Source organism: Streptomyces sp. BB1-1-1, from assembly GCF_031597775.1.
Taxonomy (GTDB): Bacteria; Actinomycetota; Actinomycetes; order Streptomycetales; family Streptomycetaceae; genus Streptomyces; species Streptomyces thinghirensis.
In genome coordinates this window covers 438,956-451,593 of record NZ_CP134205.1, presented here as the reverse complement: position 1 = coordinate 451,593, position 12,638 = coordinate 438,956, and the positions used below count along the sequence as shown (strand labels likewise).

General features: G+C 68.8%; 7 protein-coding genes. 6 read left to right on the top strand and 1 reads right to left on the bottom strand.

The genetic code is table 11. The features are described 5' to 3' along the window. Window positions 1–575 precede the first annotated feature (575 nt). The 6 genes from RI578_RS42625 (at window position 576) to RI578_RS42600 (ending at window position 11,359) form a co-directional block, all read left to right on the top strand. Window positions 576–1,145 (top strand): hypothetical protein, encoded by a 570-nt coding sequence (locus tag RI578_RS42625; protein WP_310869059.1) that lies wholly within the window; start codon window positions 576–578, stop codon window positions 1,143–1,145. 1,139 nt (window positions 1,146–2,284) lie between these two features. Further along, entirely contained in the window at window positions 2,285–3,454 is a 1,170-nt protein-coding gene (locus RI578_RS42620) for a hypothetical protein (RefSeq protein WP_310869060.1), read from the top strand. Then, complete coding sequence (locus RI578_RS42615) at window positions 3,444–6,776, top strand: hypothetical protein (RefSeq protein WP_310869061.1); 3,333 nt, start codon at window positions 3,444–3,446, stop codon at window positions 6,774–6,776. Before RI578_RS42620 ends, RI578_RS42615 begins: the two co-directional genes overlap by 11 nt. Beyond that, window positions 6,766–9,609, top strand: coding sequence for an RNaseH domain-containing protein (locus RI578_RS42610; RefSeq protein WP_310869062.1), 2,844 nt, complete (start codon window positions 6,766–6,768; stop codon window positions 9,607–9,609). Before RI578_RS42615 ends, RI578_RS42610 begins: the two co-directional genes overlap by 11 nt. Further along, window positions 9,606–10,289, top strand: coding sequence for a hypothetical protein (locus RI578_RS42605; RefSeq protein WP_310869063.1), 684 nt, complete (start codon window positions 9,606–9,608; stop codon window positions 10,287–10,289). Before RI578_RS42610 ends, RI578_RS42605 begins: the two co-directional genes overlap by 4 nt. Further along, the gene (locus RI578_RS42600) at window positions 10,289–11,359 is read left to right on the top strand and encodes a restriction endonuclease (protein ID WP_310869064.1); all 1,071 of its coding nucleotides are present in this window, start codon (window positions 10,289–10,291) and stop codon (window positions 11,357–11,359) included. The genes RI578_RS42605 and RI578_RS42600 overlap by 1 nt, the downstream gene beginning before the upstream one ends. Window positions 11,360–11,436: 77 nt before the next feature. Here RI578_RS42600 and RI578_RS42595 read toward each other — a convergent pair whose 3' ends face one another. Beyond that, the gene (locus RI578_RS42595) at window positions 11,437–12,534 is read right to left on the bottom strand and encodes a hypothetical protein (RefSeq protein WP_310869065.1); all 1,098 of its coding nucleotides are present in this window, start codon (window positions 12,532–12,534) and stop codon (window positions 11,437–11,439) included. Window positions 12,535–12,638 lie beyond the last annotated feature (104 nt).

Below are 12,638 nucleotides of genomic sequence, written 5' to 3'. Positions count from 1 at the left end.
GTTGGCCTGACGGCCAACTACGGGCCTGACGGCCCGTCAAGGACTGTCGTCGTGCCTGACGGCACGACTGTGTGTCAGGTGATTGTGTTGGCCCTGGCGGGCCAACTTGGTTGGTTTCTGTGGTAGTTAGCAGGCCTGACGGCCTGCGCGGCAAAAGGATGCGTCCTGCCTGGCGGCAGGACAGGAACCGAGTTGAGGGCCTTTCCCCCTCACTGGGGGAAGAGCCGGCGCCTGGCGGCGCCGGTGATGTCAAAACTGGGTGGTTGCACAGATATTTGGGTTGCCCTCTCCCCCGACTACGTGCCTGACGGCACGACTGTGTGTCAGGTGATTGTTGTGTTGGCCCTGGCGGGCCAACTTGGTTGGTTTCTGTGGTAGTTAGCAGGCCTGACGGCCTGCGCGGCAAAAAGATGCGTCCTGCCTGGCGGCAGGACAGGAATCAAGTTGAGGGCCTTCCCACCGTTCGAACTGAGCGATCGTCGGGGTGGTTTCTGCTGGCTGGCGCGGGGATTTGTTGTGTCTGTGTGGTGAGGTGCTGGGAGGCTGGGGTGGTGAGTGGTGAGGGCACGACGCTGATGACGGTCAAGGTGGCTTTGGGTACGCGGGTTGAGCTCCGGGAGGTGGTTGAGAGGCACCGCGAGCTTCGGCGGGCGCTGGCGGGCAGTGCCCGGTGGGATGTGAGGGGCTTGAGTCGGAGCGAGGCCGCGGTGGTACGGGCCGGTTGGCGCAGGGAGGTGGCGCGCTTGCGGGATGCGGGTGAGGTGCTGGACACAGTGGATGCGCTTGCCGTTTTTGGGGTGCGTCGGGAGGTGGAGGTTCGAGGGTGGTGCAGGGTGTGGCCGGAGGCTGGCGAGGAGTTTGCTGGGATGGGGCGGTGGCCGGGGGCCCGGGATGGGGGCTATCCGGAGGCTGTGTCGTTTCGTCTTCCGGCTGGGTTGGCGTGGCAGGTGCGGGCAGGGTGCTGGTCGGTGTCCGCTGAGGCGGTTGCTGCGCTTCGGGACTGGCGTGATCGGTATCCGGGGATTGTCCGGCGGCGGCCGGAGCCTGGTGGTGAGGTGGCGTTGGCGGAGTATGAGCGACTGGCTGATCAAATCGTGACTGTGGGTGATGTGTTGCGGGCCGGTTTGAGGCGGGTGCTTGGGTGACCGGCGTGTCTTTTTTTAGTTTGTAAACTTCAAATGTGCTGCTCAGGGCGGCTTTTGGTAGTTGCTCCCATCTGGATTGCAGGCTAACTTCGCTTCCTGTGATTCTGTTACGGACTGTGCGGGTTGGAGGCTTGGGCATGGGTGTGCTGGCAGAGTATGAGGACTGGGCGCAGGTGCCCTGGTTTCTGATGTCGAAGAGTCAGCTGGCGTCGGGGGATCTTCCCCGGGTGCCTGGGGGGCCGGCTGATGCTCGCGTGCGCTCCTACCGTCAGGGGCGGCGGGGCTCGGTGGGGCTGTACCGCGTGGAGGCGAGTCGCCCCACGGCGTCGTCCGCTGGGCAGTTGGAGGCTTCTGCTCGGCGGCGCAGATTGATGGCGCATGTGTGTCAGCAGTGTGGTGCGTGCTGTGATCGCTCTCTTGCGGTGCGGGAGGGAGAGCGGTTGTGTCCGATGTGCTGGCGGATGCGGGAAGTGGCGGGTTTCCAGGCGCTGTTGCGGGAGCGGCGCGGGGAGCTGAGGCGTTGGGCGCGGGGGGTGCTGGGTGATCCTCTGCTTGCGGTGGTGTGGGTGGAGGCGGTGAGTGGGGGGCGGACGGCGTCGGGTCGGGTGCGGCCGGCGGCTGCTGCTGTTGTGAGCGCTGTGGACGGGAACGGGCGCAGGCTGGTGGAGGTGGTGGTGCGGTTCGCTGGGGTGGGTGGCCCTGGCGTTCCTGCGGGTGCGTGTTCGCCGGCTGAGGGTGCCGCCGTGTTGGAGCGGGCTCTGGGTCGGCGGCGGGTTTTGGCGTGGACGGAGGCTCAGGTGACGGTGCTGACAGGCCGGTTGGAGAGGCTGGGGCATCCGCTGCGGGTGGAGGTGATCAGCAGTCGGCCGGGGGCTGGGTGGGACGGGTGGCAGACGTCGGTGCGGGACCGTGTGGCGCAGTGGCGTGGGCAGCTGGATCCTGCGACCGGGATGTTGCTGCCAGCGTGGGAGCCCGGGCGGGCGGACCGTCTTCGTCTGCTGCTGGCGCGGATGGCTGAGTGGGATGGCGGTGACGGGTGAGGCGGTTGGGGGCTGGCCTGGTAAGGCTGTTGCTGGTCACATGAGGTTACTGGCCGGTTCGTCAGATGACTGTCAGTGGTGGCCTCTACCGTTTGGGGCGTGAGTCAGACACAACAGACGGGGCCGGTGTTCTCCGGGCGTGCCAGTGCGGTCCGTGCGAGTGAGGTGGTCTTGAGCCTGGTGGCATCCGGGCTGGTTGGCATGCGGGGTTGGGCGGGGGTGCGTCAGCTTCAGCAGCCGTACCACAGGAGTCTGCAGCTCGGGTTGGACCGGCTGGCTGCCTTGTGTGTTCGGGCGGGCAGGGCCGCCCCGGTCGGCGTGCAGGATCTGGTAGGGGTGTGGTGCGCCGAGCAGTCGGTGGATGCCTGGCCGCTGGAGTTCGACCCCGACGCACAGGTGCGGGGTGAGCGGCTTCTGATCGGCGGCGAGCCGAGCGAGTTCTGTCTGGAGTGGGCAGTTGCCGCCAAGGACGTGGTGTCCGAGGTGCACGAGAGCGCCCTGGTGAAGCACATCAAGGACACCGCTGCCCTGCTGGGGCGGCCGGAGCTGTATGCGCGGTGGCGGCTGTTCGTCACCTCGCACGCGGTGCTGGGGCCGGATGCGTTTTTGGCGGCGAAGAATGCGGTGCTGGATGTGCCGCAGTGGGCGACCTGGATGGAAGAGTCGTACGGGCCGGTACCGGTGGAGCTGGCGGTGAGCGGGCGCGTGGCGGTATGCGGAGGGTGCGAGCAGTGGATCGTTCCGCGGGCGGACGGCTTGGTGCGGTGCCGGGTATGGCGGTGCGGGCAGCGGCACGATCTTCCCGGGCCGGTCTGGGTGGAGGCGGAGGGGGCCCGGCGGCTGGAGCCGGAGCTTGTGCGGTTCGTGGCCCTGCCGGGACATCCGGAGCTGGATCTGGCACAGCGGCTGGCCGCACGAGGAGCGCGGGTGGTGCTGTACCCGAAGCTGGACTCGCTGGACCTGGTGGCGTTGTGGCCGGACGGCTACAGCGTCGGGGTGGATGTGAAGGATTGGCACAGTCCTTATCTGCTGGCCAGACGCATCAAGACGTTCCCCCGCTGGGGGGCGGGTGATCCGTACGCCTACCGCAAGGGGTATCTGGTCGTTCCACACGATCGGCTGCGCAGCAACCGCAGTTACCTGAAGATTCTTGAGCGGCACAGTGCGGCGCTGCGGGCGCAGCCGGAGATCGAGGTGGTCTCCGACCGGGCGCTGGTCGCCTCGTGCCCGGACGTGGGCCCTGTGGGGGAGGTTGTCTGTGGCGCGTGACCGGAGCGGCTGGTACGAGGGGCTGGGGCATCAGCTGCGTCGGACGGCCAAGAGCCGCGGCCTGGGGCGTGTGGATGTGCGGCTGGTGGCGTCGGTGGAACTGGGGCTGTCCGCGCTTGAGGCGTGGGCTGCGGGTGCGGCCGCGGCGGATGCCTGGGCGTTGATGGGCGGTTACGACTTCCGTACGCGCCGACAGCGTGCGGTGGCTATGACGTCGTCACTGCGGTGGCTGGTGGGCGAGCTGAAGAGCAAGCATGCGTGGAACAAGAGGCTGGAGGCGTACCAGGCGCTGCCGGAGATGTTGCGCCTGTTCGACGTGAAGGACCCGCAGCAGCCCCCGGAGCGGCGGGTGTCGGTGTCGGTGGCCTCCCAGCGCAGCCAGGTGTACGCACAGGCGCTGGCCGTGCTGCCGCAGCATCGTCTGCGGCGAGTGCGCCTGGCACAGGAGGGTGTGCGATACCGCATGGCGCGGGGGGATGCCGGTGTGGTCATCCCGGAGGGGATGGTGCCGCAGCCGGCACAGCGCCATCGTGCTGGCAGGCGGCGCAAGCCGGTGACGTTGCGCTGGTCGGCACTGACCGCGACGGCCGATCGCATGGATGCGGTGGACGCGCAGCTGGGTGAGCAGCGCAACTGGCGCCGCCGGATCGATGACCTGTATCTGCTGGTGCGGCAGCAGGACGGCCGGATGCGCGCGTCGAAGAGACTGCCGCTTCAGGATGTGGTGCACGTGGTGGGCATGCCGGCCGTCGGCAAGACCACCCTGATCACCGTCGCGGCCGTGTGGGCAGGCGCCGAGCCGCAGCGGCGGCACACCCTGACGGTGGTCCTCGGGGATGTCGTGGCTGTTTTGGACATGGTCACCGCGCTGTGCCGGTACGGGGTGCGTGCGGCGCCGATCCTGGGAGCGGCCAACCGGGGCCGGCACCTGCAGCAGGTGCACCGTCCCGTGGACGTGCATGCGCGGGGTCTGGCGTTGCTGGAGGATCCGCGGCTGCGGTGGATCTCCACCTCGTGTGTGTTGCAGGGCGTGGCCGAGCTGACCGAGCCGCTGGCGCTGAAGGACGCGCCCTGCTCGCACCGGCTGCGGCCGTGGAGCAGCGAAGGGACGGACAGGCAGCAGCGGGAGCCCGCTGTGGGATGCTCGCTGCTGCCGGTGTGCGGGCGGCACGAGGCGGCGCGGGAGCTGGTGGACGCCACCGTGTGGGTGGCCACGCCCGCCAGCCTGATGCATTGCCGGGTGCCCGAGCAGCTGTCGCAGCACGACATGCGGTATCTGGAGCTGGCCTGGCAGCGCAGCGATGCCTTCGTGGTGGACGAGGCCGACCGGGTGCAGATCCAGTGGGACCAGGCGTTCAGTCCCTCGCAGTCGCTGGCCGGCCCGGGTGAGGATGCCTGGCTGGATGAGGTGCGGCCGTTGTTCGAGCGGCACATGCGGCATACCCGCGGTCAGCACCTGTTCAGCGAGCCGGTGCGGGACTGGTCCGTCGACATCAGCACGGCCGGTCTGCTGGTGACCCATCTGCGCAGTCTGCTGGCGGAGCACGCCCATGTGCGCGAGTGGCTGAGCCAGGGCTACTTCAACGAGTTGCGGCTGGCGATGCGGCTGGCGAGCGAGATTGCCCGCCGACCGCGTCCCTTGGCGGAGGGTGAGGCGAAGCGGCGCGGGCAGCCGGCCATGTGGGACTCGGACGAGGAGTGCCGCAAGCGCTGGATGAACGTCTTCGTGGAGTGGCTGGATGCTCCCGCCGGACGCTACCTGGGGGCGGATGCCTCCTGCGCGTTCCTGCGTGATCTGACGGCGCGCGGGTATCAGCCACCGGGCCTGGTCACGCAGGACTTGGTGGAGTGGTTGCGCGGGCAGGACGACGTGGTGCTGAGCGGGGACCAGGCGCTGGAGCGGCTGGCGGTGCGGTTCCAGGTCACCATGATCGTCGCGTTGCTCGCCGAGAAGCTCGCTCTGCTGACCCGTGCCTGCTGGGAAGTGGAGATGGAGACCGGGCTGGAGGCGATGGGCTCCAGCCTCGTGCACCGCCCGCCGGCGGAGTACCTGCCGCTGGTGCCGGAATCGCCCATGGGCAACCTGCTGGGCTTCCAGTACCGCGAGAGTGAGGGCGCGGCGGAGCAGATCGGCACCCTGTCGTTCTTCCGCTGCTCGGGCATCGGCCGCTGGCTGCTGCTCAACCTGCCGCACCTATACCGGGAAACACACAGCGGGGCGGGCGGTGACGCAGATGCGGGGCCGGCGTGCCTACTGCTGTCGGCGACCAGCTGGGCTGGGAACTCGCCACGCTACGACGTGCAGGTGCCCGTCGCGGGCATCCTGGCCTCCCGCACCGGTGACAAGGTGCCCCTGCATGAGCGGATCGTGCTGGACTATCTGCCGGTCAAGGCGCAGGCCTCCAGCGGAGCCGCGTACATGGTGCGAGTGTCGGGCCAGCAGGGCCCGGAGCGGATGGAGGCGCTCAGGGAACTGCTGGCCGGGCTGTGCGGCAGACGGCTCGGGCTGCGCGGGCCGCGCAAGAGCCGGCTGGAGGAGATCCGCGACAGCCTGCCCGAGGGGCGCCAGCGTGTCCTGTTGCTGGTGGGCAGCTACCGGGAGGCCGAGGAAGTGCTGCGGCATCTGATCAGGATGCGGCCCGAATGGGCCGATCAGATCCTGCAGATGGTGCCCGACGACGACTCCGGCAGCCATCACTGGAGCGGGCAGACCATCGCCCGCGGCAACGTACACGCGATGGCCAAGCAGCAGGACGCCTGGATCCTCATCGCGCCTCAGCTGGCCATCGAGCGCGGGCACAACATCCTCAACGACGACCACGTCGCCGCGCTGGGAGCCGCGTTCTATCTGGTCCGTCCCCACTTGCATCCCGAAGACCTCAGCTATCACGTGCAGACGATGAACCGGTGGGCTGTGCAGGAGATCCGCGGCGGCGTGCCGTCGGCCGGCCCCGAGACGGCGCTGGGCGAGCGGGCGGGGATGTTCCGCGAGCTGGCCCGCCGCACCTGGCTCGACCTGCTGGAGGCGTCCTTGCGGTATGCGCTGACCGATGTCGGCTCGGCACAGCGGCGTGCCATGGACTGGACGAACATCGCTCCGCTGAACCAGATCATCGGCCGGATGCTGCGCGGCGGCGCCACGGCGCGTGTGTACTTCTGCGATGCCGCCTTCGACCCCACCCGCGACGACAGCACGCTGGTAGGCATGCTCGACGCCCTCGATGAAGCCCTCGACGGGCCGTACGGGCAAGTCGCCGGACCGCTGTACCGGCCCCTTCGTCAATCCCTGCACACCCTGGTGAGGCAACACCGTGCGCTATGATTTCTTACAGCCCCTCTCCTTTCGTCTGAAGTCCTTCGCCGGCCATGCGCTGGCGCAGTACTGGACGTGTGAGTTCCCGGCGGCCTGGGCGCGGCCGCTGCGTGAGCAGATCTTCAAGCCCACCACGGCCGAGGGTGAGGCGGAGGAGGAAGTGCGGGCCATTCCGCTGTGGGCTGTCAACAGTGCGATCGCCGCACTGATGCCGCAGGTCCTCACCCATGATGCCCGCGCGCGGCGAGGCGAGATGTGGCTGGCCTGGTCGGCGGCCGCGGGCGGGAAAACTCCGGACCGCACCCAGTTGGTGGAGTTCGTCAAGGGCGGCCTGATGGCCGCCGCGATGCACCGCAACCAGCTGGCCGAGCGGCGCTCGCGCCGGCAGGTCATCGACATCACCGCGCTGGCCCGCATCCTGGACGACTTCCGCGGCGAGGACCTCCATTTCACCCGCAAGACCCTGAACGTCGGGCTGGGTGATGAGCCGGAGAGTTCCGACTACACGCTGGTGCCGCACGCGCTGGCCGCGCACCTGTGCACGAGTGGTTGGAAGGTCGTCCACGGCAAGGCCGGCGCACCGGATGCCGGCATGGCTGCGGACGAGGTAGGCGGTGACCTCCAGGCGGCTGAACAGGAGGACGAGGAGGCTGAGTCCGAGGCAGTGGCCGAGGCGGTGCACACGTCGTCGTGGCGGCGGACGGCTGCCCGTGACGGGGCGGAGCTGGTGTCCTGGCCGCCGCATGTGTACGAGAGTTCGAACGGTGTGCGTTACCCGTGGTCCTACACGTTGCGGCTGTCGGTGCAAACCAGGGGCTTGGAGACGGCGGCGCAGCCGCGGCTGCACGTGCGGGTCGGGATGCGCCGGTGGGCCCGGTACAACGTCTTCGATCCGAAGCGGAACATCGGCGTGCATCTTTTGTCCCCCTCCCCCTGGTCGGATACCAGCAGCCCGTTCGGGCTCGCTTCCATGGCCTGGCATCCCGGCCCGGCCGGAAAGAAGCAGGGCTTCATGGGGTGGGCCGACGACTTGGTGCCCACACTGTCGCGTCTGGGTTCCTTCCCGTTTCTGCCCGTTCCCGCTGAGGTGGCCCGTGACCCGCTGGCCTTCCTCGAGCCAGGGCCTGACGGTGAGGGCCGCCCCAGGCCTCCCGTCGCGGGTGTCCCCTACCGGCCCGGGCTGGGAAAAAACACCGGGCACGCGGTCGGCGACGGTATCTCCGCCAAGGACAAGTGGCGCATCTTCAGCCAGCTGGTGCCCGCCCTGGCAGACTTCGCGGAGGTGGACGCTCCGTGTGAACGCGTCCCGATCCCGTCCCGCACGCGGCCCGCTGCCGCGGATCTGCTGCGCATCGACCGGAGCGCGCTGGCCGGGGCTGCAGGGTCGCGGATCGAGATCGTGCTGTGGTGCGACACCACCACCATGCGCGACGAGGCACTGAACGCGGTGGTGTTCGCGCTGGATCTGCCGGTGGACGTGGCCGGCCAGCCCGAACGGGTGCAGGCCTGGCGGCAGCGGTTCACCACCGCAGAACTCGAGGTGCTGCTGCGCGTTGAGCCGGTGGGCGAGATCGCCGACGACCTGGAGCTGGATGCGGACATCAAGCGCCGCAACGACCGTCTCAAGGCTGCCGGTGTCAGCCGCCAGCAGCAGGTCAGCCGCGGCCTCGGGCATCCCGAGGCTGGAACGACGGCCCGCTTCGTCCTGGTGGAGATGCGCGGCGCCGACGGTTTCGCATCCGTGGACCACGACCCGAAGATGGTGGTCCGGGCCGGGGCGGCGCTGTGTGAGGCCGTTACCCAGAACCTGCTGCCGCCCTCCGCGAGCGAGGAGACGGAGGACGGCCCCGACGACGACGCAGAGCAGAAGGAGAAGGAGTCGGCGAGCAGCCGGAGGGAGCGCACCCGCAGGGCGGTCAGTGACTTGCTGATCCGGCAGACAGGCTTGGTCAGGCCGCCGGCCCAGCAAGGCACCAAGGCCCACGAGTTGACCGACGTGGCCTGCCTGGGCCTGTGGGTGGTGCGCCGCACCGGCGACTTCAAGGCCGTCATGCCGCTGGCTGTGGCCACCGTTCCCGATCGGCCCCACGCCCTGGTACGTCTACCCTACTCCGGCTGGCTTCCCTATCACCGGGCGGCCATCCAGCTGGCCGGCTGGCACCGGCCGCGTACCTTCGACAAGCCGGAGGTGCAGGACTTCTTCGCCGACTGTGTGGCCGAGTCCTGTGACGGCGGCGATCTCGCCTTGTTCACCCTGGCCCAGAACATCCGCTCGCTGTGCCCGGCGCTGACCAATCCGCACCTGGCCGCCGACCGGCTCGCCTTCCATCCCGACCGGCCGCTGGCGGCAGACGACTGCAAGGGGCTGCGGCACATCCGGCTGCGGACCAACGTCCGTGACGAGACCGCCCAGCACTTCGCGTTCGGCAAGGGCGGGCCGGACGTGCAGGCGGGTGTGGGCGCAGGGCTGTGGGCAAGCAAGGACAACGACCGGTTGTTCTTCGCCACCGCCGACAAGCCCTCCACCGCCGGGCCGGGCAGTCCGAGCGGCTCCCGGCTCGAGCCGCACTGGGGCAAGGTCAGCAAGGACAAGGAAGGCTGGAAGCGCGACACCTTGAAGGACGTGTGGAATCCGCAGCTGCTGGAACTGCTCGTGGCGGTCAAGCAAAGCGACGACTCGCCCGCGGCGTGGGCGGCGCTGGCGCACCAGAGGCGCTTCGCGGCCGCGCACTTCGCCGACCCTTTGATGCTGCCCATCGAACTGCACCTGGCCCACAAGCTCGGCAGCGTGCTGCTGCCCTCCCACCAGCTCGAGCCGATCCAGCAGTCGGAATCCTCGTGACGCCGCCGCCTGCACCCCCTGCACCCCCCGGCGGGCTGTCGGGCGGTGCAGGCGGCCTTGCCAAGGGCCTGAATACGCGTCAGCAGATCTATCTCGAGGTGCTGTACGCGATCGACCGGGACAACGAGGAGGCCCAGAGGCGGCGTTGGCACGCCACCCGGGAGAGGCAGCCGGCCGAGCAGTGGCGGTGGATCACCTACGGCGTCGATCACCCGGCTGCCGAAGCCACGCCGGTCCAGCAGCAGCTGGGCCAGCGTGAAGTGCTCGATGCGGGCGCCGGTGCCACGCTGGCCGCTCTGCAGCGCAGGGGGCTGATCGAGCTCAGGCGGGTGGCGCAGGACTCACCCGGCGGCCCGGTCTGGCATACCCAGGTCCGCCTCACCCGCAACGGGCGGGCCGCCGGGCGGGCCCTGAGAGAGCCGTCCGACGAGCCGGCTCCCGACCGGTCGCTGCTGCCCGAGTGGCTGCAGGCGGCACTCGAAGCCGTCGCCTCCGCCCCCGAGCAGACCATCGCGAAGATCGACATCGGGCGGGTGGCGGCCCGCCGGCTCGGCCCGCACGGGCACGGCTACCTCGAGGACGCCAGTGCCTGGCAGTACCGTCTCACCCCGGCCGGGCTGGCGTACCTGGCCATGGCGCGGCAACGCTCCTGTGATCCCTCTTCCCCGGAGGAGAGCTGATGGGGGCCTTTCGCGCCGATCGGCGCATCGTGGCTGAGCGGCTGACCGAGATGGTTGGCTACCGGGCGGGACTGGCCATCGCAGAGACCGACATCCTGGACTGTCTGCAACGCCACGGCTATGCGCACTTGTATCCACCGGGCGAGGCTGGCGTGCGGATGCGCAGCGAGGCCTTTGAGATCATGAATCGCTGCGTTGCGGACTCGTTCGTCCAGCCTGGTGCGCTGCAGGCCATGCGGCCCATCCAGTACCTCCTGCGGGATCGGCTGCATGATAAAAAGTTGGTCTGGCAGGCTCTCGGTTTCATCGATGCGGTGCTCGAGTCGGTCCCGCCGCACCAGTTGGAGTCGCTGGATGTTCTGCAAGAACGCGGTGCTCAGCTCCTGGTGACGTCGATGGAGGTTCACTCGCCGGCTACGCGCGCGCTGCTACGGGACACAGCCCGTAGCCTGCATGGGGACGTGCTGGCTGATGCGGTCGACCTGGTGTTCCGCGAGGAGGACTTCAAGAATGCCTCCGACCCGTGGCGACAATGGGTTCGTACTGTCGAATGGAACGATGTCCTGGATCTGGCTGACTTGTTCACTTCCGACTCGGTGACCGCGTCCTACGGGCAGTTTTTCGATCAGCGGTTCGTGACCTATCTGGCCAGCCGGTATGAGGATCTGGCGGCTATTCACTGGCGGAAGTTCGAAGCGCTGGTGGCGGAGTACTTCCACAGGGCAGGTTTCGAGGTCGAACTCGGTCCGGGTCGCAACGACAACGGGGTGGACATCAGGGTCTGGGAGTCAGGCACCGCGGGCGGGGGGCAGAACCCACCGCTGATGATCGTGCAGTGCAAGCGGGAACGGCGCAAGATCAGCAAGGTGGTGGTCAAGGCCCTGGCCGCCGATGTCGCCTGGGAGCATGCCCGTACGGGCATGCTCGTGGCCACCGTCGACTGGTCGCCCGGCGCCCGGGAGGTGGTACGGACGCGCAACTACCCCGTCCAGGAGGTGAACGGCGAGGCGGTGCACTCTTGGTTGACCGCCATGCGCAGCAACGACACCGGGCTGTGGCTGCCTGGGTGACGGGGTCGGCGGGCTGATTGCGGCTGTGCGGCACGGCCTGGACCCGGCAGGGCTGAGCTTGGCCGGGATGCATCTCCCTATTCGTCGGCGGCGTCGAGGCGCAGCTCGTGCGGCGTGCTGCTCGTCTCACCGGTACCGAGGGCGGAGGTTGCCGTCCGGTTGTAGGGCAGGTCCAGCACGGGGAGCACGTAAGAGGCCAGCGCGGGCGCGGCGCGCTCAACGCATGTCACGGCGATGGCAAGAGCCTGACGATGCTCCAGAGAGAACAGGTGATCGAATGCAGGGGCTCGCCAGGCGTCTGCGCCGAGCAGAGCATCGAAGACCGCAAGGTCGATGGTCTGAGGCAGGTGGCGGGCGATGGGACTTCTGCGTCGCAGACGTTCGGACAGGTCCATGAACGTCACCAGCCAGGCAGGGGTCTGGGAGATCGCTGACCGCACCGAGGGAACAGGACGTTCGATCGCAGCAGCTCCGGACGTCCGATACGCCCGGTGAAGCGCAGCCAGCTCCTGACGCAGAAGCGTGTCTGCCATCTCCGCCACGCGCAGAAGCTGGCGGTCGTGGGGATCTCCTGTGCCCAGGCCCTGCTCGATCTCCTGCCTGGTGCCCTCGGACCCGACGGTATCGATCCGGCCCCCGGCGCGCAGGGCTGCCGCGAGGAGGGCCTGGAGGGCGTGGCCGGCCAGAAGCGGGGCAAGAGGGGCGGGTAGAACGGTGCCGCTCCTCAAGAGCTCATCGAGTGTGATCAGGGCCCCGAGTGTGCGGTGGGGAGCGGCCAGGAGAGCGTCGTGGCGGAGGAAGGCGACGAGACCGGACGGGAGGTCGCCGATCTTCTTCAGCTGCCGGTCCGCCTCGGCGCTCTGTTCCTTGAAAGGCGTGTCGCCGATGACACCGAAGTGCTCGGGCAGGTGCTGCAGTACCTGCTCGCGTCGGGTCAGCTCGGCCGTGCCGATGAGGTCGACCTCAATGCGGCGGGCGACATCCCGGCCCGCTTCGGTGACGGTCTCCCGCACGAGTGTGGCGCGGTCCGCGGCGAGGAGCTCCTGGAGTCCTCGCAGCCACAGCAGGCGGTCCTGCTCGCCGCTTTGTCCTCGGGTGGACTTGCACTCGCTGATGCCGATGTGGGGGCGCAGGCGGGCATCGAAGTCGATGGAGAGAACGTCGACGTCGGTCACGGTGCGGGTGCGTCCGGCAACCAGGTGGGCGACGGGGTGGCGTACGCGCACGAGAGAGCCCTCGGCGAACTCGGCGCGGGCGAACCGGCGTTCCAAGAGGTCAC

Excerpts from the sequence above, each read along its gene's own strand:
- RI578_RS42600 (WP_310869064.1), top strand. The coding sequence starts at position 10,289 with ATGGGGGCCTTTCGCGCCGATCGGCGCATCGTGGCTGAGCGGCTGACC.
- RI578_RS42625 (WP_310869059.1), top strand. The coding sequence starts at position 576 with ATGACGGTCAAGGTGGCTTTGGGTACGCGGGTTGAGCTCCGGGAGGTG.